Here is a 24290-nt window from a genome sequence, read left to right on the forward strand (position 1 = left end):
GGCGTTCGGGTGAACTATGGTTAAGGAACTCGGCAAAATGCCCCCGTAACTTCGGGAGAAGGGGGGCCATCACTGGTGATCGGACTTGCTCCGTGAGCTGGGGGTGGCCGCAGAGACCAGCGAGAAGCGACTGTTTACTAAAAACACAGGTCCGTGCGAAGCCGTAAGGCGATGTATACGGACTGACGCCTGCCCGGTGCTGGAACGTTAAGGGGACCGGTTAGTGACCTTTCGGGGTTGCGAAGCTGAGAACTTAAGCGCCAGTAAACGGCGGTGGTAACTATAACCATCCTAAGGTAGCGAAATTCCTTGTCGGGTAAGTTCCGACCTGCACGAATGGCGTAACGACTTCTCGACTGTCTCAACCATAGGCCCGGTGAAATTGCACTACGAGTAAAGATGCTCGTTTCGCGCAGCAGGACGGAAAGACCCCGGGACCTTTACTACAGTTTGATATTGGTGTTCGGTTCGGCTTGTGTAGGATAGGTGGGAGACTTTGAAGCAGCCACGCCAGTGGTTGTGGAGTCGCCGTTGAAATACCACTCTGGTCGTGCTGGATGTCTAACCTCGGTCCGTGATCCGGATCAGGGACAGTGTCTGATGGGTAGTTTAACTGGGGCGGTTGCCTCCCAAAGGGTAACGGAGGCGCCCAAAGGTTCCCTCAGCCTGGTTGGCAATCAGGTGTTGAGTGTAAGTGCACAAGGGAGCTTGACTGTGAGACCGACGGGTCGAGCAGGGACGAAAGTCGGGACTAGTGATCCGGCGGTGGCTTGTGGAAGCGCCGTCGCTCAACGGATAAAAGGTACCCCGGGGATAACAGGCTGATCTTCCCCAAGAGTCCATATCGACGGGATGGTTTGGCACCTCGATGTCGGCTCGTCGCATCCTGGGGCTGGAGTCGGTCCCAAGGGTTGGGCTGTTCGCCCATTAAAGCGGTACGCGAGCTGGGTTTAGAACGTCGTGAGACAGTTCGGTCCCTATCCGCTGTGCGCGTAGGAATATTGAGAAGGGCTGTCCCTAGTACGAGAGGACCGGGACGGACGAACCTCTGGTGTGCCAGTTGTCCTGCCAAGGGCATGGCTGGTTGGCTACGTTCGGGAGGGATAACCGCTGAAAGCATCTAAGCGGGAAGCCTGCTTCAAGATGAGTATTCCCACCTCCTTGAGAGGGTAAGGCTCCCAGTAGACGACTGGGTTGATAGGCCAGATGTGGAAGCCCGGTAACGGGTGGAGCTGACTGGTACTAATAGGCCGAGGGCTTGTCCTCAGTTGCTCGCGTCCACTGTGTTAGTTCTGAAGCAACGAACGGTTGCTGGTTTCTAGAGCTAGAACATAACTACAAAGTGTGCTTGTTCGCTCGAAACCGATAGGGTTTCGGTGGTCATAGCGTTAGGGAAACGCCCGGTTACATTCCGAACCCGGAAGCTAAGCCTTTCAGCGCCGATGGTACTGCAGGGGGGACCCTGTGGGAGAGTAGGACGCCGCCGAACAATCTTTCAAAGGACCCTTGGTCCAGCGTTCAACGCTGGACCAAGGGTCCTTTTTTGTTTTGTACCTCTTTACGCCGAAGCGCGGCCATGGGTTGGTTGCGCGAGAATGACTAGCGGTACCCCGAAGACAGGAGTCACACCCATGTCCAACTCTCCCGACGATCGTCCGGAGCGCGAGCCTCGGCGCAACGACGGCGGTGACAGGGGCGGCTACCGCGGGGGCCGTGACGACCGTGGCGGTGACCGTGGTGGCTTCCGCCGCGACGACCGTGGCGGCCGGCCGGCCGGTGGCGGCGGCGGCTTCCGTCGTGACGACCGTGGTGGTCGTCCCGCCGGCGGTGGCGACCGTCCCGCCGGTGGTGGTTTCCGTCGCGATGACCGTGGTGGCGACCGTCCGTCCTTCCCGCGTCGCGATGACCGTGGTGGCGACCGTCCGTCGTACCCGCGTCGTGATGACGACCGTGGTGGGTTCCGTGGCGGTCGTGACGACCGTGGTGGCGACCGTCCCTCGTACCCCCGTCGCGACGACCGTGGTGGCGACCGTCCCACTGGTGGCGGCTTCCGCCGTGACGACCGTGGTGGCGACCGTCCCTCCGGTGGCGGCTTCCGTGGTGGGGACCGTCCGTCCTTCCCGCGTCGCGACGACCGTGGTGGCGACCGTCCCTCCGGTGGTGGCTTCCGCCGCGATGACCGTGGTGGCGACCGTCCGTCGTACCCGCGTCGTGATGACGACCGTGGTGGGTTCCGTGGCGGTCGTGACGACCGTGGTGGGGACCGTCCGTCCTTCCCGCGTCGCGATGACCGTGGTGGCGACCGTCCCTCCGGTGGTGGCTTCCGTGGTGGGGACCGTCCGTCCTTCCCGCGTCGCGACGACCGGGGTGGCGACCGTCCCACTGGTGGTGGCTTCCGCCGCGATGACCGTGGTGGCGACCGTCCGTCGTACCCCCGTCGTGACGATGACCGTGGTGGTTTCCGTGGCGGTCGTGACGACCGTGGCGGGGACCGTCCGTCCTTCCCGCGTCGCGATGACCGTGGTGGCGACCGTCCGTCGTACCCCCGTCGTGATGACGACCGTGGTGGCTTCCGCGGCGGCCGTGACGACCGTGGCGGGGACCGTCCCTCGTACCCCCGTCGTGATGACCGGGGTGGGGACCGTCCCTCCGGTGGCGGCTTCCGTGGTGGGGACCGTCCGTCCTTCCCGCGTCGTGACGACCGTGGTGGCGACCGTCCCGCCGGCGGCGGCTTCCGTCGCGATGACCGTGGTGGCGACCGTCCGTCGTACCCGCGTCGTGATGACGACCGTGGTGGGTTCCGCGGTGGTCGTGACGACCGTGGCGGGGACCGTCCCTCGTACCCGCGTCGCGATGACCGTGGTGGCGACCGTCCCTCCGGTGGCGGCTTCCGCCGTGACGACCGTGGTGGCGACCGTCCGTCGTACCCGCGTCGTGATGACGACCGTGGTGGCTTCCGTGGCGGCCGTGACGACCGTGGTGGGGACCGTCCGTCCTTCCCGCGTCGTGACGACCGGGGTGGCGACCGTGGTGGGTTCCGTGGCGGCCGTGATGACCGTGGTGGCTACCGTGGTCGCGATGACCGTGGCGGCGACCGCGACTTCCGCGCCGACCGTGACCGTGACCCGGTCAAGCGGCTCCCGATCGACGACGACGTCACCGGGCACGAGATCGACGCCGATGTGCGTCAGGAGCTCCTGAGCCTGCCCAAGGGCCTGGCCGAGGAGGTCTCGCGCAACCTGGTCATGGTGGCCCGGCTGATCGACGAGGACCCCGAGCAGGCGTACGCGTACGCCCGTATCGCCCTGCGTCTGGCCTCCCGCGTCGCCGCCGTCCGTGAGGCCGCCGGCTTCGCCGCGTACGCCACGCAGAAGTACAGCGAGGCGCTCGCGGAGTTCCGTGCCGCCAAGCGGATGACCGGTTCCGTCGAGCTGTGGCCCGTCATGGCCGACTGCGAGCGCGGCCTCGGCCGTCCGGAGCGGGCGCTGGCCATGGCCGGTGAGCCCGAGGTGCAGAAGCTGGACAAGGCCGGCCAGGTCGAGATGCGTCTGGTCGCCGCCGGTGCCCGCCGCGACATGGGCGAGCTCGACGCCGCCATCGTCACCCTGCAGAGCCCGGAGCTGGCCTCCAACTCCGTGCAGCCCTGGACCGCGCGCCTGCGGTACGCCTACGCCGACGCCCTGCTGGCCGCCGGTCGTGAGGACGAGGCGCGCGAGTGGTTCGCGAAGACCCTGGAAGCCGACAAGGACGGGGCGACCGACGCCTCCGACCGGCTCGCCGAGATCGACGGCGTGGAGTTCGTGGACGCCGCCGTCGAGGCCGACGTCGAGGATGACGTCGACGCCGACTTCGAGGACGACGAGGACGACGAGGACGACGAGGACGAGGACGACGCGGAGGTGGCCGCCGCCGAGCGCGCCTCCGACCAGGCCGAGTACTACGACGAGGACGACGACGAGTACGAGCCCGTCGACGAGCCCGAGGTCGACGTGACCGACGAGATCGTGGTCATCGAGGACGACGAGCGCGACAAGGCGTAAGCGTCCCGGCAGTGACGAAAGGGCGGTACCCCCTCGGGGGTGCCGCCCTTTCGCATGTCCGGGGGAGGAACTGTCAGTCCAGGCTGCGCAGGACCAGGCCCGTCGCCGGCTTCGGTCCGAACGAGGTGGACTTGCGGGGCATGGTGACGCCCTGGCGGGCCAGGTCCCGGACGACCTCCTCGCGTACGGGGTGCAGCAGGACGGCAGTGCCGCCGTGGCGCTCGGCCATGGCGACGGTGGCGGGGCCGTCGTGGATGTACGCGATGTGCTCCGGGGTGTCCGGGACCTGCCACACGGCGTCGAGCAGGGAGGCGTGCAGCACCGTCGCGTCCAGGCGGCGCCAGGCCTCGGGGCGGTCGTGGCGGACGGTGCGTTCGATGAGGGCCGGGTCCGGGTCGGTGACCAGGTGGAAGGTGCCGTCGCCGGTGAGGAGGAAGGCGTTGCCGCGTTCCGAGGCGTCCGCGAGGGCCTCCAGGGCCAGCGGCAGCGGGCCGGGGACCGGGCGGACCCGGAAGGAGCCCCGGGCGGCGGCCAGGGCGTCCGCGAGCGGCAGCTTGCGCAGCATGCGGTGGATGGCGCGGACCTGGAGCGGGTAGCGGACGGTGTCCACGAGGAGGACCAGGCCGAAGTCCCAGGCGGTGGGGGAGCCGTGCTCCTCCTGGAGGCGCAGGTACGTCGCCCAGCGGTGGTGGCCGTCGGCGATGAGGGCCTGGCGGTGGCCGAGGTCGGCGGTGACGGCTGCCAGCTCGTCGGGGTCGGTGATGGCCCACAGGCTGTGGCAGAAGCCGTCCTCGGTGACCGTAGACAGGAGGGGCCTGCGGGCTGCGGTGGCCTCGACGACCGCCGCCGCGCCCGTGCCCGGACCGTCGCCGCGGTAGGTGAGGAGGAGCGGTTCGAGATTGGCCGAAGTGGCACGCATCAGACCGGCCCGGTCGGTGACCACTTCCGGCATCACGTCCTCGTGGGGCAGCACGATGCCGGCCTCCGCGGTGGACAGGGCGAGGGCCCCGATGACGCCCCGCTGGAGGAGGCCCGCCCGGCGCTGCTCGTAGACGTAGAGCGCGGGCCGGGAGTCGGCGCTGAGGACGCCCTCGGCGAGCCAGTCGCGCAGGGTGCGGGCGGCCTGCTCGTTGCGCGCGGCGGGGGTCTCGGCCTGCGGCAGGATCAGGCGGACGATGTTGTGCGGGTCGGCGGACTCCAGGTAGTCGACACCGTCGGGACGCACGACCACGTCGTACGGCGGAGAGGTGACGGCGGCCAGGCTGCCGACGCGCTCCGGGACATAGCGCAGTCCGTGGAAGGGGATCAGGCGCAGCCCGTGCTCCGCGTTGCCAGGTGTGGTCATTGGTGCATCGTAAAACGCGTCTCGATATGCGGGATGAGCGGGGGAGTGACGGGGCAGTGCAAACTCGGACAAGATCGATCGTAAGAATCGTGGGCAGTGTAGGAACCGTATAGAGGAGTGGCCAGATGACCCGGCAGAGCAGGACCAGGCCCGCGGGCAGCGAGCGGAGTCTGCACCAGGCGTACGACACGGCCCTGCTGGACCTGGACGGGGTGGTGTACGCGGGCGGGCTGGCCATCGCGCACGCGGTGGAGTCCCTCGCCGTGGCCCGCGCCGAGGGGATGCACCTCGCGTACGTCACGAACAACGCCCTGCGGACTCCGGACGCGGTCGCGGAGCACTTGAGCGAGCTCGGGATCCCGGCGGAGGCCGGCGAGGTGATCACCTCCGCGCAGGCGGTGGCGCGGCTGATCGCGGACCAGGTGGAGCCGGGGTCGAAGGTGCTCGTGGTCGGCGGGGAGGGGCTGCGGGTCGCGCTGCGCGAGCGCGGGCTGGTGCCGGTGGACTCCGCCGACGAGGAGGGGCTCGCGGCGGTCGTGCAGGGCTACGGCGGCCCGAGCCTGGCGTGGGAGCGGTTCGCGGAGGCCTCGTACGCGATCAACCGGGGGGTGCCCTGGTACGCGTCCAACACCGACCTGACGATTCCGGGGGCGCGGGGCATCGCGCCCGGCAACGGGGCCGCCGTGGAGGTCGTACGGATCGCCACGGGCGCGGAGCCGCAGGTCGCGGGCAAGCCGCTGCCCCCGATGCACCGGGAGACGGTGCTGCGGACGGGGGCGGAGCGGCCGCTGGTGGTCGGGGACCGGCTGGACACGGACATCGAGGGCGCCTACAACGGCGACGTCGACTCGCTGCTGGTGCTGACCGGGGTGACGGACGGGGCGCAGCTGCTGCGGGCGGAGCCCAAGTACCGGCCGACGTACGTGGACCGGGACCTGCGCGGACTGCTGACCGGGCAGCCGCCGGTGGAGCCGGCGGGCGAGGGCTTCCGCTGCGGGGGCTGGACGGCGCTCGCGGGGGACGAGGAGCTGGAACTGCGCGGCGAGGGCGATCCGCTGGACGGGCTGCGGGCGCTGTGCGCGGCGGCGTGGACGCGGGCCGGGGAGGGTTCCTGCGCGCTGGACGGGGACAAGGCGCTGGCTCTGCTGGGGCTTTAGGGCGTCTTGAGCGTCTTGAGCGTTCTGGGCGTCCTGGCGGTGGGTGCCGGGGTGCGTGCGGGGGTCCGTCCGGGGATCCGGGCTGATCAGAAGGCCGGATCGGGGCCGGATCGGGGGGACCAAAGCGATCCGAGGGTAGGCTAACCTAACTTGGGTGTTGGTTGAGAGTCCTCCCGAACAGAGCGCGGCTTCGCCCGTCGCCCCCCGCACGCGCCACGGCGCCCGCGCGGCCGGTCTGCTGATCGCCCTCGCCGTCTTGGCGCTGGTCGCGGTGGCGAGCATCGCGGTCGGCGCCAAGCCGATGCCGCTCGACCACGTCTGGCACGGCCTTTTCCACTACTCCGGGACCCCCGACGACATCGTCGTACGGGACCTGCGGGTGCCACGGACCGTCCTCGGCGTACTGGTCGGGATCGGGCTCGGCCTCTCCGGCGCGGTGATGCAGGCGCTGACCCGCAACCCGCTGGCCGAGCCCGGCATCCTCGGGGTCAACGCGGGCGCCGCGGCGGCCGTGGTCTCGGCGATCAGCTTCTTCGGGGCCGCGTCCCTGAGCGAGTTCGTGTGGTGGGCCTTCCTGGGCGCCGCCCTCGTCTCCGTCCTCGTCTACGTCCTCGGCGGCAGCCGCAGCGCCACCCCGGTCCGCCTCGCGCTCGCCGGTACGGCCGCCAGCGCGGCCCTGGTCGGCTACATCAACGCCGTGCAGCTGATGGACAGCAAGGCGCTGGACAAGCTGCGCTTCTGGACGGTGGGTTCGCTGGCTTCGGCCAACATGGACACCGTCCGGCAGGTCGCCCCCTTCCTGGTGGTGGGCGCCGTGCTGGCACTGGCGCTGGGTCGGCCGCTCAACGCGATGGCCATGGGCGACGACACCGCGCGGGCGCTCGGCGCGCACCTGACGCGGACCCGGATCGGGGCCATGGCCGCGATCACCCTGCTGTGCGGGGCGGCGACCGCCGCCTGCGGGCCGATCGTCTTCATCGGGCTGATGATCCCGCACCTGGTGCGCGTCGTCACCGGGCCGGACATGCGCTGGGTGCTCGGGTACTCGGCCGTCCTGTCGCCCGTGCTGCTGCTCGGCGCCGACGTGGTCGGACGGGTCGTCACCCGGCCCGCCGAGCTCCAGGTCGGCATCGTCACCGCCCTGATCGGCGGCCCCGTCTTCATCTACCTGGTTCGGCGCAAGAGAATGGCCCAGCTGTGACCGTGACCGACAAGACCCCCGGGACCCCGGCGGCCGAGGCCCCGGCCGGGTCCGGGCTGCGGGCGCTGCGCGGACCCGCCGGCATCTCGCTGCGCGTGGAGCCCCGCGCGCAGCTCACCGGGCTGCTGCTGGCCGTCGCCACGCTGGCGCTGGCCGTGGTGCTGATCGGCACCGGCGACTTCGAGATCGCGCCCTGGGACGTCGTACAGACCCTGCTGGGCAACGGCACTCCCGCCGACGACTTCATCGTCAACGACCTGCGGCTGCCCCGGGTCCTCGTCGCGGTCCTGGTCGGTGCGGCCCTCGGGATGGCCGGGGCGGTCTTCCAGTCCGTCTCGCGCAACCCCCTCGGCTCTCCCGACCTGCTGGGCTTCGGCTACGGCTCGGCGGTGGGCGCGCTCGTCGTGATCACCGTGTTCAAGGGCGGCGCCACCGAGGTCGCGGTCGGCGCGGTGGTCGGCGGTGTGCTGGCCGGCGCCGCCGTCTACCTGCTGGCGTACAAGCAGGGCATCAACGGGTACCGGCTGGTGCTGGTCGGCATCGGGGCCTCGGCGGTCCTGGTCGCGCTGATCCAGTACCTGATCGCCAAGGCGCAGCTCGTCGAGGCCACCCGGGCGATGGTCTGGCTGACCGGTTCGCTGGCCGGGCGGGACTGGGCGCAGGTGTGGCCGCTGCTGGCGACCTGCGCGGTGCTGTTCCCGCTGGTCCTCGGGCAGAGCCGGGCCCTGCGGACGATCGAGATGGGCGACGACGCCGCGTACGCGCTGGGCGTGCGGGTCGAGCGGACCCGGATGCTGCTGATGCTGGCCGCGATCCTGCTGACCACGGCCGCCGCCGCGGCGGCCGGCCCGATCAGCTTCGTCGCCCTGGCCGCGCCCCAGCTGGCCCGCAGGCTGACCCGGTCGCCCGGGACGAACCTGCTGACCGGCGCGCTGATGGGCGCGGTCCTGCTGCTGGCCTCCGACCTGGCCTCGCAGCGCGCCTTCGGTTCGGACCAGCTCCCGGTGGGCGTGGTGACCGGGCTGGTCGGCGGTGTCTACCTGCTCTGGCTGCTCGTCACCGAGCGCAGGGCGGGACGCATATGAGCACGTTCGGCAACACGAGGAGTACGCAAGTGCAGCGGCTGTCCGCGGAGAACGTCACCCTCGGCTACGACCAGCGGGTCATCGCCGAGGGCCTGTCGGTGGAGATCCCCGACAACTCCTTCACGGTGATCGTCGGTCCCAACGCCTGTGGCAAGTCCACCCTGCTGCGGGCCCTGTCGCGGATGCTGAAGCCGTCCGCGGGGCGGGTGCTGCTGGACGGTCAGGCCATCGCGTCGATGCCCGCGAAGAAGGTGGCCAGGACCCTGGGGCTGCTCCCGCAGACCTCGATCGCGCCCGACGGGATCACGGTCGCCGACCTGGTCTCGCGCGGCCGGTACCCGCACCAGGGGCTGCTGCGGCAGTGGTCGCGGGAGGACGAGCGGATCGTCGTCGAGTCGATGACCTCCACCGGGGTCGCGGAACTCGCCGACCGGGCCGTGGACGAACTGTCGGGCGGTCAGCGCCAGCGCGTGTGGATCGCCATGGCGCTGGCCCAGCAGACCCCGCTGCTGCTGCTCGACGAGCCGACGACCTACCTGGACATCCAGCACCAGCTCGACGTGCTCGACCTGTGCGCGGAGCTCCACGAGGAGCAGGGCCGGACCCTGGTGGCGGTGCTGCACGACCTCAACCAGGCGGCCCGGTACGCCAGCCACCTGATCGCCATGCGCGACGGGGTGGTCGTCGCCGAGGGGCCGCCCGCCGAGGTGGTGACCGCCGAGCTGGTGGAGGAGGTGTTCCAGGTGCGCTGCCGGATCATCGACGACCCGGAGACCGGGACGCCGCTGGTGGTCCCGGCCGCCCGGCAGTCCCGTACGAAGGAAGCCGCGCGGGCCGCCGCAGCCGTCTAAAGGAGGCTCTTCAGGCGCAGCAGGTCGCGGAAGCCGGCCTCCAGCCGGACCCGGCCGGAGGCCCAGGCCTTGGCGAACTTCAGCTCGCCCGCGACCAGCGCGACCAGGTCGTCGCCGGTCATCGCGAGCCGGATCTCGGCCTTGGTCCGGGGCGGGCCGGGGGTGACGGAGTCGACGGTGATCCGGCCGCCGTCGAGGCGGCCGGTGAAGGTCTCGTCGAGGTCGGTGACGTGACAGCTCAAGGAGCGGTCGAGGGCGGTCGCGCCGCGCACCTCGCCGTTCGCCCGGGTCAGGTTGTCGGAGAGTCGGTCGAGTGCTTCGCGGCACTCCTGGGTCGTAGCCATGGTGATCACGACCGTACCGCAGAGCCGCGCGTGGCCGCGGCCGCGCTTCGGGGTAGCGTCGGGTCATGACCGACGAAGTGTCCGGGAGCGTTCCGGACGTCCCCGAGGAGCCCCCGGCGCCGCTGGAGCGGGCCCCGGGGGCGCAGCCGCCCGAGCCGGCCGCGGCCGCGCCGCTGGGCCTCGTACGGACCCCCACCGGGCACGCCGGGGTCGACGCGCACCTGGAGCGGCTCGCGGACGCGGACCACCTGGCGGCGGACGGGCACGTCGAGGTGTACGAGGATGTGCACAGGGGACTGCGCGAGGCGCTGAGCGCGCTGGACGCACCACCCGTCCCCGGACCTAACGAAAACAGGAGCTGAACCGAACGTGGCAGGAGTGGCACGCCGCCGCCTGGACGCCGAACTGGTACGCCGCAGCATGGCCCGCTCGCGCGAGCACGCGGCCCAGCTGATCGCCGCGGGCCGGGTGACCGTGGGCGGTGCTACCGCGACCAAGGCGGCCACCCAGGTCGAGACCAGCGCGGCCCTGGTTGTCCTCAAGGACGACAGCGACCCCGACTACGTCTCCCGGGGCGGCCACAAGCTGGCCGGCGCGCTCGCGGCCTTCCAGCCGCGGGGGCTGCGGGTCGAGGGCCGCCGGGCGCTGGACGCGGGCGCCTCGACCGGCGGGTTCACCGACGTACTGCTGCGCGCGGGCGTGGCCCACGTCGTGGCCGTCGACGTCGGCTACGGGCAGCTGGCCTGGTCCCTGCAGAGCGACGACCGGGTCACGGTCAAGGACCGCACGAACGTGCGTGAACTGACGGTCGAGCTGATCGACGGCGTTCCGGCCGACCTGGTGGTCGGCGACCTGTCCTTCATCTCGATCGGGCTGGTGCTGCCGGCCCTGGTGCGGTGCACGGCGCCGGACGCCGACCTGGTGCTGATGGTGAAGCCCCAGTTCGAGGTGGGCAAGGACCGGCTCGGCAGCGGCGGCGTGGTGCGCAGCCCCGAGCTGCGGGCGGAGGCCGTCCGCGAGGTCGCGGCGCAGGCCTGGAAGCTGGGACTGGGCGTGCTCGGGGTCACGGCCAGTCCGCTGCCCGGGCCGTCGGGCAACGTCGAGTACTTTCTGTGGCTCAGGGCGGGGGCACCGGCACTCGACCCGGGGGATGTCGATCGTGCAGTGGCGGAGGGGCCGCAGTGACAGATTCGTCAGCGTCAGAGTCAGCAGCAGCGTCAACAGGTCCGGCGGAGCCGGCGGGTTCGGGGATCCAGGGGGACCCGGCGGGGGTGCGCACCGTCTTCCTGCTCGCGCACACCGGGCGGCCGGCGGCCATCCGCAGCGCCGAGCTGGTCGTCCTCGGCCTGCTGAGGTCCGGGATCGGGGTCCGGGTCCTGGAGCACGAGGCGGTGGACCTGCCGCTGCCGCCCGAGGTGGAACTGGTCGCCGAGTGCACCCCGAAGGTGCTCGACGGGTGCGAGCTGCTGATCGTGCTGGGCGGGGACGGGACCCTGCTGCGCGGGGCGGAGTTCGCGCGCGGTTCCGGGGTGCCGATGCTGGGCGTCAACCTGGGCCGGGTGGGGTTCCTCGCCGAGGCCGAGCGGGACGACCTGGACAAGGTCGTCGACCGGGTCGTGACGAAGGCGTACGAGGTCGAGGAGCGGATGACCCTCGACGTCCTCGTGCGGACCAACGGTGACGTGGTCCACGAGGACTGGGCGCTGAACGAGGCCGCCGTCCAGAAGGTGTCCCCGGAGCGGATGCTGGAGGTGGTCCTGGAGATCGACGGACGCCCGGTGTCCGGCTTCGGCTGCGACGGGATCGTCTGCGCGACGCCGACGGGCTCGACGGCGTACGCCTTCTCCGCGGGCGGGCCGGTGGTCTGGCCGGAGGTGGAGGCGCTGCTGATGGTGCCGATCAGCGCGCACGCGCTGTTCGCGAAGCCGCTGGTGACCTCCCCGGACTCGGTGCTGGCGGTCGAGGTGCAGACCGGCACCCCGCACGGGGTGCTGTGGTGCGACGGGCGGCGGACGCTGGAGCTGCCCGCGGGCGCCCGGGTGGAGGTGCGGCGGGGTTCGGTGCCGGTGCGGCTCGCCCGGCTGCACCACGCTTCCTTCACGGACCGGCTCGTCGCGAAGTTCGCGCTGCCCGTGTCGGGGTGGCGCGGGGCGCCCCACTGAGACCGTAATAGCACATGCGTTCGTAGAACTCCGGCCGGGTGACGTCACATGGCACCCGGGAAACCTCGGTATCGTCGTCCCGTGCTTGAGGAGATGCGGATACGGTCGCTCGGGGTCATCGACGACGCGGTGGTCGAGCTGTCGCCCGGTTTCACCGCGGTGACCGGTGAGACCGGCGCGGGCAAGACGATGGTCGTCACCAGCCTCGGCCTGCTGCTCGGCGGCCGCGCCGACCCCGCCCTGGTGCGGATCGGCGCCAAGGCGGCAGTGGTCGAGGGCCGCCTCGTCATGCCCCCGGACGCGCCCGCCGCGCTCCGGGCCGAGGAAGCCGGGGCCGAGCTCGACGACGGCGCCCTGCTGATCAGCCGGACGGTGTCCGCCGAAGGGCGCTCGCGCGCCCACGTCGGCGGCCGCTCCGTGCCCGTCGGGCTGCTCGCCGAACTCGCCGACGACCTCGTCGCCGTCCACGGGCAGACCGACCAGCAGGGCCTGCTGAGGCCCGCCCGGCAGCGCCAGGCCCTCGACCGGTACGCCGGGGACGCCGTCGCCGTCCCCCTGGAGAAGTACGCGGGCGCCTACCGGCGGCTGCGGGCCGTCGCCGTCGAACTGGACACGATCACCACCCGGGCCCGGGAACGCGCCCAGGAGGCCGACCTGCTGCGCTTCGGACTCGACGAGATCGCCGCCGTCGAACCCCTGCCCGGCGAGGACACCGAACTGGCGGCCGAGGCCGAACGCCTCGGACACGCCGAATCACTGGCCTCGGCGGCGCAGGTCGCGCACGCCGCCCTCGCGGGCAACCCCGAGGACCCGGAAGGCGTCGACGCCAACACCCTCGTCGCCGGAGCCCACCGGGCCCTGGAATCCGTACGCTCCCACGACCCGGCCCTCGGCGCGCTCGCCGAACGGATCGGGGAACTCGGCATCCTGCTCGCCGACGTGGCCGGGGAACTCGCCGGCTACGCCGACGACCTCGACGCCGACCCGCTGCGGCTCGCCGCCGTGGAGGAACGGCGGGCCTCCCTCACCCAGCTCACCCGCAAGTACGGCACCGGCGAGAGCACCGTCGAATCCGTACTGGAATGGGCCCAGCAGGGATCCGCGCGGCTGCTGGAACTCGACGGCGACGACGACCGCATCGCGGAGCTGACCGCCGAACGGGACGCCCTGCGCGCCGAACTCTCCGAGCTCGCACAGGCGCTGACGGACGCCCGGACCGAGGCCGCGCAGCGCTTCGCCTCCGCCGTCACCGAGGAACTCGCCTCCCTGGCCATGCCGCACGCCCGCGTCACCTTCGACATCCGCCAGAACGAGGACGCCGACGGGGTCGACGTCGGCGGCCGCCCCGTCGCCTACGGGCCCTCGGGCGCCGACGAGGTCGAACTGCTGCTGGCCCCGCACCCCGGCGCCCAGCCCCGGCCGATCGCCAAGGGCGCCTCCGGCGGTGAACTCTCCCGGGTCATGCTGGCGGTCGAGGTCGTCTTCGCCGGGTCCGACCCCGTGCCCACGTACCTCTTCGACGAGGTCGACGCGGGCGTCGGCGGCAAGGCCGCCGTCGAGGTCGGACGGCGCCTCGCCAAGCTCGCCAGGACCGCGCAGGTCGTCGTCGTCACCCACCTGCCCCAGGTGGCGGCCTTCGCCGACCGGCAGCTGCTCGTCGAGAAGACCGTCGACGGCTCGGTCACCCGCTCCGGGGTGACCGTGCTGGAGGGCGAGGACCGGGTCCGCGAACTGTCGCGGATGCTGGCGGGCCAGGAGGACTCCCAGACCGCCCGGGCGCACGCCGAGGAACTCCTCGCGGCCGCCCGCGCCGACGCCTGAACCCGCGCCGACGCCTGAACCCGCACGGCGGCCGGGGCCCGGGACGTACGCCGTCCCGGGCCCCCGCGGCGTCCGGACGCGGCGCCGGGGTGACGCCGGGCTAGCCCGTGTGGGTGAGGCTGGGGGGCGGAGTGCGGTATCTCGTACGGGATCCGTACCCGTATGGTCCCGGAACGCGCGTGCGGACTGGCATCCTGGGCGACGTCCCTGACGCCTCACCCTGGAGCTTCGGCCCGTGAGCAGCTCCCCGGTTTCGGTCCCCGCCCCCGTACTCCCGTACGGGCGGCCCCCGCTGCGCACCGTCCAGGTCCTCGGCGGTGCGGGCGCGGGCAGCAGCGCACACGTGCGGTCCCTCGCCACCGGGCTCGCCGCACGGGGCGTACGGGTCACCGTGTGCGCCCCCGTCGCGGCCGAAGGGGAGTACGACTTCACCGGCGCCGGGGCCCGGTTCACCCCCGACGCGGTCAGCGCCCTGCGGGCCGCCTGCGCCGGCGCCGACCTGGTGCACGCGCACGGCGTACGGGCCGGACTGCGGGCCGCGCTGGCGCTGCGCGGACGGGGCCTCGGACGGCGGGTACCGCTCGTGGTGACCTGGCACGGCGGCGCCCCCGAACCGGCGGGCGCGCTCGGGCGGCTGAGCCGGCTGCTGGAGCGGCAGGTGGCGCGGGCCGCCGCCGTCGTCCTCGGCGCCTCCTCCGACCAGGTCGACCTGGCACGGCGGCGCGGGGCGCGGGACGCCCGGCTCGCCGCCCCCGCCGTGCCGCCGGCCGCGGAAGTCGCCGATGCCGGGAAGACCCGGGCCGAACTGGGGGCGGTCGAACGGCCGTTGGTCGTCGCCGTCGGGAGCCTCGTCGCGCGGCGCGGGTACTCCGTCCTGCTCGACGCGGCGCGGGCCTGGCGGGTCATGGAACCGCTGCCCCTGCTGGTCATCGCGGGAGAGGGGCCGCTACGGCCCGAACTGGCGCGGCGCATCGAGGCCGAAGGCCTCCCGGTGCGGCTGCTCGGCCGCCGCCGGGACGCCGACCGGCTGCTGGCCGCGGCGGACGTGGCCGTACTGCCGAGCCGCTGGGAGGGCCGGTCGCTGCTCGCGCAGGAAGCCCTGCGGGCCGGGGTGGCACTGGTGGCCACGGAGGTCGGTGCGGTACCGGAACTGGTCGGCGACGCCGCCGTACTCGTCCCGTACGGGGACCCCGGGGCCCTCGCGGGCGCGGTGGCCGCGCTGCTGGAGGATCCCGCGCGACGGGCGGAGCTCGGCGAGGCGGGGCGGACCCAGGCCGCGACGTGGCCGTCGGAGGACGACACGGTGGCGCAGGTCCTCGCGGTGTACGACGAACTGATGGACCGCCTCCACCGCCGTTAGCCTGGCCGGCCGGTACCGAGGCCCCCACCCCCGGCACGACCGCCCGCCTGCGGGCCCGCTGCCGGGGACCAGCCCCCGGACCCCCCCGCGCCTCAATCGCCGGCGGGGCTGAAAGACCCTGGGGCTCCGCCCCCGGACCCCGCGCCTCAAACGCCGGCGGGGCTGGATGGATCCAGCCCCGCCGGCGTTTGAGGCGGGAACGGTGGAAGGGCGGGTAGGGGACCCCGCCCCGCGCAGCGGGCAACGGTCCGCAGACAACAGACGGGCAGCAGCCATCAGAACCGGCCCTGCCCCGCCACCGCCGGTCGGAGTCCGGCGCGTCGGGAAATGGGTGCCGCGCGTCAAGAAGGAATCGCGTGGCGGCGGGCGCGGAGGGCGAGGCTCAGGGAGAGGACCGTTTCGGGGTCGTCGAGGTCGGTGCCGAGGAGTTCCGCGATGCGGGCCAGGCGGTTGTACAGGGTCTGGCGGTTCAGGTGCAGCTCGCGCGCGGTCTCCGCCTTGCGGCCCGCGTGGGCCAGGTACGTCTCCAGGGTCGGCAGGAGCGGCGGCCGCGAGGTGGTGTCGTGCGTGCGCAGCGCGCCGATCGCGCGGTCCACGAAGGCCGCCAGGTCGGGGTGCTCCCGTAGCCGCCACAGCAGCAGGTCGATGTCCAGGCGGCGCGCGTCGTACCAGGGCCGGGCCGGCAGGCCGTGGGCCGCGGTGGCGGTCTCGGCGGCGTGCCGCAGCCCCGCCGACGCGGCCGCCCAGCTGCCGCAGACGCCGACGACGACGGCCGGCGGCGCCCCGGCCCGGTCCAGGCCGGCCCGTTCGACGCCCGCGCGCAGCGCGGCCGCGACCCGGTCGGCGACGCCGGTGCGTTCGGAGTCGGCGCGCAGCGAGACCAGGAGCGGTACGCGACCCTCGACGGGGCGGACGCCGAGCAGTACGGGGACGCCGACCGAGGAGAGTTCCTCCAGGACGGCGCGGGCCAGCACGGCCCAGTTGCCGGAGGCCCCCAGGTCGGTGGAGAGCCGCATCACGATCGGCAGCAGCGGCCCGGCGCCGGGCCGGAAGCCCAGGACCCGTGCCTGCGCCGGGGCGTCCTCCGCGGAGATCCGGCCTTCGGCCAGGTCCGTCAGGAAGTCGCCCCGGCCGCGCGCGGCCAGTTCCTCTTCCTGCCGCGCCTGCATGAGGACCACGGCCAGTACTCCGGCGGTGCGTTCGGCCGCCATCCGGTGCACCGGCAGCAGCGGGGCGGAGACCCCGAGCAGGACGACGCGGGCCCGGACGGAGCCGGTGCCGTGGCCCCCGCCGGGTACGTCGACCACGACCGCGTTCCCGGAGGGTTCGGCGGGGCGCTGGCCGCGCAGGCCTTCCCACACCTGGAGGGGGTCGGCCGCGGCTTCGCCGGAGACGGGGCCGGCGGCGTACAGGAGCTGGCCGTCGGGGGTTTCCAGGAAGACGGGGTTGGCGGTGAAGTCGGCCAGGATGCGCAGCACCTGCGGGATCCCGCCGCCGCCCAGCAGGGCTTCCGTGCAGCGCCGGTGGACTTCCTCGGCGCGCTGGAGCAGCGCGTAGTGGTGGTTGACGATCTCGGTGTGGATCTCCTCCGTGACGGTCACGAAGGGGACTTCCCGGTGGAGCTGGACCAGGGGGAGTCCGGCGGCCCGCGCGGTCTCCACGATGGTCGCCGGGAGCCGGGTGAAGCGCGGGCCGAGCTCGACGACCAGCGCGGCGATGCCCCGGTCCGCGAGGCGGCGTACGAAGGCCCGCTGTTCGGCGGGCCGGGTGCCGAGGCCGAGGCCGGTGGTCAGGAGGAGTTCACCGCCCTTGAGCAGGGAGGCGATGTTCGGGACCTCGCCCGCGTGCACCCAGCGGACGGTCCGTCCCAGCCGGTCGGCGCAGGCCACGACCTCCGGGAGTCCGCCGCGCAGTCCCGGCAGCTCCAGTGCCCGCTGAACCGTGATTCCGCCCTGGTTGTCCATATCGCGGACGGTACCGGCAGCCTTGTTCCGCGCACATCACCGGGCGGTTACAAGCGGGCCGCTCCGCCTGTTCGGCCCGACAAGTCGTCGGCTCTGCAAGGAGATTATCGGACCGCGTGCCGATTGTGGTGTGCGTCACCCGGGTCCAGAGTGGCGGCCTCCGACAGGAACCCCGACGGGAACCCCGACAGGAACAGAGGACGTCATGAGCAGAGCCGGCGCCACGCCACCACCCTCGTCCCCGGGCACGCCGCCCGTCCAGCGCCTCAAGGCCAACTCGGTCGGCCTGGTCGGCGTGGTGTTCATGGCCGTGGCCACCGCCGCGCCGATCACCGCGATGACCGGCAACCTCCCCATCGCGGTCGGCTTCGGCAACGGCACCGGCGCCCCCGCCGGCTACCTCTTCGCGACGGTCGTCCTGACCGTCTTCGCCGTCGGCTACGTCGCCATGGCCAAGCGGATCACCGCCGCCGGCGCCTTCTACGGGTACATCTCGCACGGCCTCGGCAGGATCGCCGGGATGGCCTCCGGGATGCTCGCGGTCCTCGCGTACATCGTCTTCGAGGCGTCCATCGTCGGAGTGTTCTCCTACTTCGCGAAGACCACCGTCCACGACCAGCTCGGCGTCGACCTCCCCTGGATCGTGTACGCCGCGGCGATGATCGCCGTCACCGCCGCCCTCGCCCACTTCGACATCAACCTCACCGCGAAGGCCCTCGGCGTGATGCTCGTCGCCGAGATCGCCGTCCTGTTCGCCGTCGCCACCGCCGTACTGATCGCGGGCGGCGGCCCCGACGGGATCCCGCTGGAGCCGGTGAACCCGAAGCACGCCTTCACCGGCACCTCGGCCGGGCTCGGCCTCTTCTTCGCCTTCTGGTCCTGGGTCGGCTTCGAGTCCACCGCCATGTACGGGGAGGAGTCCCGCGACCCGAAGCGGGTCATCCCCAAGGCCACCTTGATCTCCGTCGTCGGCGTCGGCCTCTTCTACATCTACGTCTCCTGGATGACCATCGCCGGCAACGGCCTGTCGGCTTCGGTCGAGCTGTCGGCCTCCACGAGCCCCCTCGACCTGTTCTTCGTCCCCACCCGGACCTTCATCGGGCCGTGGGCCGTCGACGCCTTCCAGTGGCTGCTGCTCACCGGCTCCTTCGCCTGCGGCATGGCCTTCCACCAGTGCGCCGCCCGCTACCTGTACGCCATCGGCCGCGAGGGCTTCCTCTCCCCGAAGCTCGGCCGCACCCACCCCCGGCACGGCTCCCCGTACGTGGCCTCGGTGGCGCAGACCGCGATCGCCACCCTCCTCGTCGCCGGTTTCTGGCTCACCGGCCAGGACCCGTACCTGCACCTGTACACCCTGCTCGCGATCCTCGGCACGATGGCGATCCTCATCGTGCAGACCCTGTGCTCCTTCGCCGTCATCGGCTACTTCCGCCGCAACCACCCCGAGGACCGGCACTGGTTCAGGACCTTCACCGCGCCGCTGCTCGGCGGGATCGCGATGGCCGCCGTCGTGGTCCTGCTGGTGCTGAACATGGAGACCGCGGCCGGGGCCGCCGCCGGATCCCTCTTCTTCAAGCTGATCCCGTGGATCGTCGGCACGGTCTTCTTCGGGGGCCTGGCGCTGGGGCTCTGGCTCAAGGTGAAGGCACCCGAACGCTACGAGATCATCGGCCGCGTCGTCCTGGAGGACGCCGCCGAACGCACCGACGACCCGGCCGCCGCCGACACCGGCGCCGACCCCGGCCAGACCCCCACCGACCCGGCCGCCGCGACCGTCTGAGGAGTTCCGCCATGGCCCGCACTCCCCTCATGCACTCCCTGCGGCAGCTCGCCGCCGAACACGCCGCCGCCCGCCGCCTCGGCATGCCCGCCGCCGAGGTACGCGGCTCCACCCGCCGCGAACTCCTCGGCCGGGCCGCCGCCCTCGGCCTCACCGCCGCCCTCGCCCCCGCCGCGGCCGCCCACGCCACCGAGGCCGCGCCCACCCCCGCGAAGAAGCCCACCGGGCCCGCCCGGGTCGCCGTCGTAGGGGCCGGCATAGCCGGGCTGACCGCCGCCCTCACCCTCCAGGACGCGGGCGTCCCCTGCACCCTCTACGAGGCCAACCCGGCCCGGGTCGGCGGGCGGATGTGGACCCAGCGCGACCACTGGGCGTACGGGCAGACCTCCGAGATCGGCGGCGAGCTGATCGACACCAGCCACAAGAAGATCCTGGCGCTCTGCCGCCGCTTCGACCTGCCCGTCGAGGACTTCCTCGGCGGCGGCCCCAACGGGGCCGAGGAAGTCCTCTGGTTCAACGGGGAGTACTACTCCCGCACCCAGGCCGACGAGGACTTCAAGGCCGTCTACCAGGCCCTGCGCCGCGACCTCCAGGAAGCCGGCGAGGTCACCTGGAACACCACCACCCCCGCCGGCACCGCCCTCGACGACATGACCCTCTACGAGTGGATCGAGACCCGCGTCCCCGGCGGACACGGCTCGCGGCTCGGCCGCTTCATCGACGTCGCCTACAACGTCGAGTACGGCGCCGACACCGACCGGCAGTCCGCCCTGGCCCTGGTCCTGCTGATGGGCTACCAGCCCAACCCCGGACACTTCAACGTCTGGGGCCTGTCCAACGAGCGCTACCACATCGTCGGCGGCAACGACCGGCTCCCCAACGCCGTCGCCGCCGCCCTGGCCCCCGGCACGCTCGTCATGGGCCGCTCCCTGACGGCCGTACGGGCCAACGCCGACGGCACCCAGACCCTCACCTTCGACGACGCGGGAGCCGTCCGCACCGCCGTCGCCGACCACACCGTCCTGTGCCTGCCCCTGCCGGTCCTGCAGAACCTGGACACCTCGCAGGCCGGCTTCGACCCGCGCATGAGGAACCTGCTGCGCGACGCCCGGATGGGCCACTGCACCAAGCTCAACATGCAGTTCACCTCCCGCCCCTGGCGCGGCACCGGCCCCTGGCCGGGCGTCTCCGCCGGGGACTGCTTCACCGACTCCGACGTCCAGCAGACCTGGGACACCACCAAGGTCCGCCCCGGCACCGGCGGCATCCTCCTCCAGTACGGCGGCGGCACCCTGGCCGGCTCCCTCACCCCGGCCACCCCCTTCGCCACCGAGACCGACCCGTACGTCCGCGCCCTCGCCGGCCGCATGCTCACCGGCATCGACGCCTTCTACCCCGGCACCAAGGCCGCCTGGACGGGCAAGGCCCAGCTCTCCGCCTGGCACCGCAACCCGTACTCCCTGGGCGCGTACTCGTACTGGCCCACCGGCTACCTGCACCGCTACGCCGGATACGAGGGCACCGCCCAGGGCGGCGTCCACATCGGCGGCGAGCACTGCAGCTACGACTTCCAGGGCTTCATGGAAGGCGGCGCCACCGAGGGCGAGCGGGCGGCGCGGGAGGTGGTCGCCGCCCTGGTCTGAGCCCTCAGGCGGGCTGGATGTTGTGGTTGAAGCGGAACACGTTGTCCGGGTCGTACTGCCGCTTCAGGGCGGCCAGGCGCGCCATGTTGTCGGCGCCCAGGCCCGCGACGACGCGCTCCGTGCCCTCGTGCCCGGTGAAGTTGAGGTAGACCGCGCCGGTGCTCCACGGCTGGACGTCGGCGCGGACGTCCTTGACCCACTGGCGGCACCGCTCGTCGTCGGCCGGGTCCTCCCAGATCCCGAACGGGTGCACCGCCCAGGGAGCGTCCCGGTACGGCACCGGGTAGTCGCCGGGAGGCGAGGCGATCGCGCCGCCCAGCGGCCAGACCAGGTGCTGGGTGCCCGTCGGCACGGGCATCGAGCCGGCGCGGGCGCAGAACACGTCCACGAAGGCGTCGGGCACCCCGGTGAGGTACTCCGCCGACCAGTAGTTCCGCATCCCCGGCGGGTCGTCGATCATGCACTGCAGCTCGGCGTACGGGATGGCGGTGACGATCTCGGCCTCGTGGGGGATGGCCAGCAGCGGCTCGGCGAGCCGGCGCATCTCCTCCTCCGGGCCCGCGTAGGTCAGCAGCGCCCCGGCGAGCAGCGTGCCCACCAGGTGCGGCGGGACGAACTCCTCCGGCGGGCCGGTCAGGTAGATGGCCGCGCCGCCCGCCGCGTCGGGCGCGCCCTCGATGACCTCCCGGTACGTGCGCACCACCTCGGGCCCGCGCTCCGGCAGGTACAGCAGGAACGCGATCGACATGTGGGGGAGGTCGTGCAGGCGCAGCGTCAGCGAGGTGGCCACGCCGAAGTTCCCGCCGCCGCCGTGCAGCCCCCAGAACAGCTCGGGATGGTCCTCGGCCGTCACGTGGAGCAGCTCGCCCTGCGCCGTCACCAGGTCCACGCCGAGCAGGTTGTCCACGGCCAGCCCGAACCTGCGGTCCAGCCAGCCGGAGCCGCCGCCCAGGACGAAACCGCCGACCCCGGTGGTGGAGGCCCGGCCGCCGGTGGTGGCCAGGGCGTACGGCTCGCAGGCCCGGTCCAGGTGGCTCATCGTCGCCCCGCCGCCGATGTGCGCGGCCTTCGCGGCCGGATGGACCGTCACCTCGTGCATCCGGCGCAGGTCCACGACCAGGCCGCCGTCGTTCAGCGACATCCCGGCGACGCTGTGCCCGCCGCCGCGCACCGCGATCGGCAGGTCCAGCTCCCGGCCGAACCGGACCGCGGTGACCACGTCGGCGGCGCTCTCGCACTGGGCGATCACCGCGGGCTTGCGGTCGATCATCGCGTTGAACAGGACGCGGGCCTCGTCGTACCCGGGGTCCTCCGGGGCGAAGACCGCACCGGCCAGATCCTCGCGGAGCGCGGTCAGTGCCGTGCCCGCCTTCGAGAGGGGAGCCATGGCCACCCCGCCTTCCGGACATCCCGAGAGGGGCGTAGGACCCTTCCAGCGTAGGCGGGCCGGGCCGGGCATGCCCGCCGGCCCGCCTAGGCCGTCTCGGCGTCAGCCCCCGTACGCCCCGCTCGCCGTCAGGCGCAGCGCGGTGTCGATGAGCGGGACGTGGCTGAAGGCCTGCGGGAAGTTGCCGACCTGGCGCTGGAGCTTGGGGTCCCACTCCTCCGCGAGCAGGCCCAGGTCGTTGCGCAGCGACAGCAGCTTCTCGAAGAGCCGGCGGGCCTCGTCGACCCGGCCGATCATCGCGAGGTCGTCGGCCATCCAGAACGAGCACGCGAGGAAGGCCCCCTCGTCCCCCGCCAGCCCGTCCACACCGCACTCCTCGCCGGCCGTCGGGTAGCGCAGGATGAAGCCGTCCGGGGTGGACAGCTCCCGCTGGATGGCCTCGATGGTGCCGATGACGCGCTTGTCGTCGGGCGGCAGGAAGCCCATCTGCGGGATCAGCAGCAGCGAGGCGTCCAGCTCCTGCGAACCGTAGGACTGGGTGAAGGTGTTGCGTTCCGGGTCGTAGCCCTTCTCGCAGACGTCCGCGTGGATCTCGTCGCGCAGCTCCCGCCAGCGCTCCAGCGGACCGTCGGCGTCCCCGCTCTCGATCAGCTTGATCGTGCGGTCCACCGCCACCCACGCCATCACCTTCGAGTGCACGAAGTGGCGGCGCGGGCCGCGCACCTCCCAGATGCCCTCGTCCGGCTCGTTCCAGTGCGTCTCCAGGTAGCGGATCAGCTTGAGCTGGAGGAGCGAGGCGTAGTCGTTGCGGGCCAGGCCCGTCATGTGGCCCAGGTGCAGGGCCTCGGTGACCTCGCCGTACACGTCCAGCTGGAGCTGGTGCGCGGCGCCGTTGCCGACGCGCACCGGGCCCGAGTTCTCGTAGCCCGGCAGCCAGTCCAGCTCGGTCTCGCCGAGCTCCCGCTCGCCCGCGATCCCGTACATGATCTGCAGGTTCTCCGGGTCGCCGGCGACCGCGCGCAGCAGCCACTCGCGCCAGGCCCGGGCCTCCTCGCGGTAGCCGGTGCGCAGCAGCGAGGACAGGGTGATGGCGGCGTCGCGGAGCCAGGTGTAGCGGTAGTCCCAGTTGCGGACCCCGCCGATCTCCTCCGGGAGGGAGGTCGTCGGCGCGGCGACGATCCCGCCCGTGGGGGCGTACGTCAGGGCCTTGAGGGTGATCAGGGAGCGGATCACGGCCTCGCGGTAGGGCCCGTGGTACGTGCAGTGGTCGACCCACTCCCGCCAGAAGTCGGTGGTGGCCTCGAGTGCCACCTCGGCGTCGGGACACTCCGGGGCGCCCTTGTGGGAGGGCTGCCAGCTGATGGCGAAGGCCACCCGGTCGCCCGGCGCGACGGTGAAGTCCGAGTAGGTCGTCAGGTCCTTGCCGTACGTCTGCGCGCAGGTGTCCAGCCACACCGAGTCGGGGCCGGCGACGGCCACCGTGCGGTTGTCCACCTTGTGCACCCACGGCGTGATCCGTCCGTAGCTGAAGCGCATCCGCAGGGCGGAGCGCATCGGGACGCGCCCGCTGACCCCCTCCACGATGCGGATCAGCTGCGGAGCGTGGTCCTCACGCGGTGGCATGAAGTCGATGACGCGGACGGTCCCGCGCGGGGTGTCCCACTCCGACTCCAGCACCAGCGAATCGCCCCGGTAGCGCCGGCGGGCGGCCCGTGGGGCCTCGGTACCCGGCGCGAAGGCCGGGCCGATGCGCCAGAACCCGTGTTCCTCGGTGCCCAGAAGGCTCGCGAAGACGGCATGGGAGTCGAAACGTGGGAGGCACAGCCAGTCCACCGCCCCGTCCCGGCAGACCAGCGCCGCGGTCTGCATGTCCCCGATCAGTGCGTAATCCTCGATGCGCCCGGACACGTTGCTCTCCAGTCGAACGGCCACGTCCGCCCCGAAGGGCGCTTGCATTGCGCGGTTGCGCGGTCTCCTGTGCGCAGGGATCCCCGCGTCGAGCCCATGTTCCCGGAAGAGGCGTTGTTACGCCGTTTGCCGGACTGTTCTGGACTGCTCGGCGACGATGTGCAGCGATATCCGAGCAGGATATGACGGCACCCTAGTGATCTCCTTAAGTCTTGGGACAATGTGACTCGGCCGAACGGGTG

Annotated in this window: 17 protein-coding genes, 2 rRNA genes and 1 pseudogene; 15 read left to right on the forward strand and 5 right to left on the reverse strand. The window is 72.3% G+C overall.

Annotated elements, in window-relative coordinates; all coding sequences use genetic code 11:
• The 4 genes and pseudogenes from OOK31_RS27335 to OOK31_RS27350 form a co-directional block, all read left to right on the forward strand.
• Positions 1–1266: ribosomal RNA gene (locus OOK31_RS27335) — 23S ribosomal RNA — on the forward strand; the annotation flags it as partial.
• Positions 1267–1372: 106 nt separating this feature from the next.
• Positions 1373–1489, forward strand: a 5S ribosomal RNA gene (rrf, locus tag OOK31_RS27340).
• Positions 1490–1670: 181 nt separating this feature from the next.
• Positions 1671–2951: pseudogene (locus OOK31_RS27345) on the forward strand (hypothetical protein); the annotation flags it as partial.
• 246 nt (positions 2952–3197) lie between these two features.
• Entirely contained in the window at positions 3198–4040 is an 843-nt protein-coding gene (locus OOK31_RS27350; RefSeq protein WP_267090432.1) for a tetratricopeptide repeat protein, read from the forward strand.
• Between the two features lie 73 nt (positions 4041–4113).
• Here OOK31_RS27350 and OOK31_RS27355 read toward each other — a convergent pair whose 3' ends face one another.
• A complete protein-coding gene (locus OOK31_RS27355) occupies positions 4114–5385 on the reverse strand; it encodes a DUF1015 domain-containing protein (RefSeq protein ID WP_267090034.1) in 1272 nt (423 codons plus the stop codon).
• 125 nt (positions 5386–5510) lie between these two features.
• On the opposite strand from OOK31_RS27355, the gene OOK31_RS27360 reads away from it, so the two are divergent.
• The 4 genes from OOK31_RS27360 (at position 5511) to OOK31_RS27375 (ending at position 9679) form a co-directional block, all read left to right on the forward strand.
• Positions 5511–6542 (forward strand): HAD-IIA family hydrolase, encoded by a 1032-nt coding sequence (locus OOK31_RS27360; protein ID WP_267090035.1) that lies wholly within the window; start codon positions 5511–5513, stop codon positions 6540–6542.
• A gap of 154 nt (positions 6543–6696) precedes the next feature.
• The gene (locus OOK31_RS27365) at positions 6697–7743 is read left to right on the forward strand and encodes an iron ABC transporter permease (RefSeq protein ID WP_267090036.1); all 1047 of its coding nucleotides are present in this window, start codon (positions 6697–6699) and stop codon (positions 7741–7743) included.
• A gap of 2 nt (positions 7744–7745) precedes the next feature.
• A complete protein-coding gene (locus tag OOK31_RS27370; RefSeq protein ID WP_267090433.1) occupies positions 7746–8828 on the forward strand; it encodes an iron chelate uptake ABC transporter family permease subunit in 1083 nt (360 codons plus the stop codon).
• Entirely contained in the window at positions 8825–9679 is an 855-nt protein-coding gene (locus tag OOK31_RS27375) for an ABC transporter ATP-binding protein (RefSeq protein ID WP_267090037.1), read from the forward strand. The genes OOK31_RS27370 and OOK31_RS27375 overlap by 4 nt, the downstream gene beginning before the upstream one ends.
• On the opposite strand, the gene OOK31_RS27380 is transcribed toward OOK31_RS27375, so the two are convergent.
• A complete protein-coding gene (locus tag OOK31_RS27380; RefSeq protein WP_267090038.1) occupies positions 9676–10023 on the reverse strand; it encodes an SCP2 sterol-binding domain-containing protein in 348 nt (115 codons plus the stop codon). The genes OOK31_RS27375 and OOK31_RS27380 overlap by 4 nt on opposite strands.
• Before the next feature lie 65 nt (positions 10024–10088).
• Between OOK31_RS27380 and OOK31_RS27385 the strand changes: the two genes are divergently transcribed.
• The 5 genes from OOK31_RS27385 (at position 10089) to OOK31_RS27405 (ending at position 15366) form a co-directional block, all read left to right on the forward strand.
• Positions 10089–10385: a hypothetical protein gene (locus OOK31_RS27385; protein WP_267090039.1), complete on the forward strand. Its 297-nt coding sequence runs from the start codon at positions 10089–10091 to the stop codon at positions 10383–10385.
• 7 nt (positions 10386–10392) lie between these two features.
• On the forward strand, positions 10393–11208 hold the full coding sequence (locus OOK31_RS27390; protein ID WP_267090040.1) for a TlyA family RNA methyltransferase: 816 nt from the start codon (positions 10393–10395) through the stop codon (positions 11206–11208).
• Positions 11209–11294: 86 nt separating this feature from the next.
• Complete coding sequence (locus OOK31_RS27395; protein WP_323188256.1) at positions 11295–12185, forward strand: NAD kinase; 891 nt, start codon at positions 11295–11297, stop codon at positions 12183–12185.
• Between the two features lie 93 nt (positions 12186–12278).
• Positions 12279–14006 carry a DNA repair protein RecN gene (gene recN / locus OOK31_RS27400; RefSeq protein WP_267090435.1) on the forward strand — a complete coding sequence of 576 codons (1728 nt, stop codon included), beginning with the start codon at positions 12279–12281 and terminating at the stop codon, positions 14004–14006.
• Between the two features lie 235 nt (positions 14007–14241).
• Entirely contained in the window at positions 14242–15366 is a 1125-nt protein-coding gene (locus OOK31_RS27405; RefSeq protein ID WP_267090041.1) for a glycosyltransferase family 4 protein, read from the forward strand.
• A gap of 341 nt (positions 15367–15707) precedes the next feature.
• On the opposite strand, the gene OOK31_RS27410 is transcribed toward OOK31_RS27405, so the two are convergent.
• Positions 15708–17330, reverse strand: a complete 1623-nt coding sequence (locus OOK31_RS27410) for a PucR family transcriptional regulator (RefSeq protein ID WP_267090042.1) — start codon at positions 17328–17330, stop codon at positions 15708–15710.
• 205 nt (positions 17331–17535) lie between these two features.
• Here OOK31_RS27410 and OOK31_RS27415 point away from each other — a divergent pair, with 205 nt between their 5' ends.
• Entirely contained in the window at positions 17536–19110 is a 1575-nt protein-coding gene (locus OOK31_RS27415) for an APC family permease (protein WP_267090043.1), read from the forward strand.
• An 11-nt stretch (positions 19111–19121) separates the two neighbouring features.
• Positions 19122–20753 (forward strand): NAD(P)/FAD-dependent oxidoreductase, encoded by a 1632-nt coding sequence (locus OOK31_RS27420; RefSeq protein ID WP_267090044.1) that lies wholly within the window; start codon positions 19122–19124, stop codon positions 20751–20753.
• Between the two features lie 4 nt (positions 20754–20757).
• Here OOK31_RS27420 and OOK31_RS27425 read toward each other — a convergent pair whose 3' ends face one another.
• Together OOK31_RS27425 and OOK31_RS27430 are read right to left on the reverse strand one after the other, a co-directional pair.
• Positions 20758–22140 (reverse strand): FAD-binding oxidoreductase, encoded by a 1383-nt coding sequence (locus OOK31_RS27425; RefSeq protein ID WP_267090045.1) that lies wholly within the window; start codon positions 22138–22140, stop codon positions 20758–20760.
• Between the two features lie 102 nt (positions 22141–22242).
• Entirely contained in the window at positions 22243–24048 is a 1806-nt protein-coding gene (locus OOK31_RS27430) for a glycoside hydrolase family 15 protein (protein ID WP_267090436.1), read from the reverse strand.
• Between the last annotated feature and the right edge of the window lie 242 nt (positions 24049–24290).

It is taken from the genome of Streptomyces sp. NBC_00249 (assembly GCF_026342355.1).
Classification (GTDB): Bacteria; Actinomycetota; Actinomycetes; order Streptomycetales; family Streptomycetaceae; genus Streptomyces.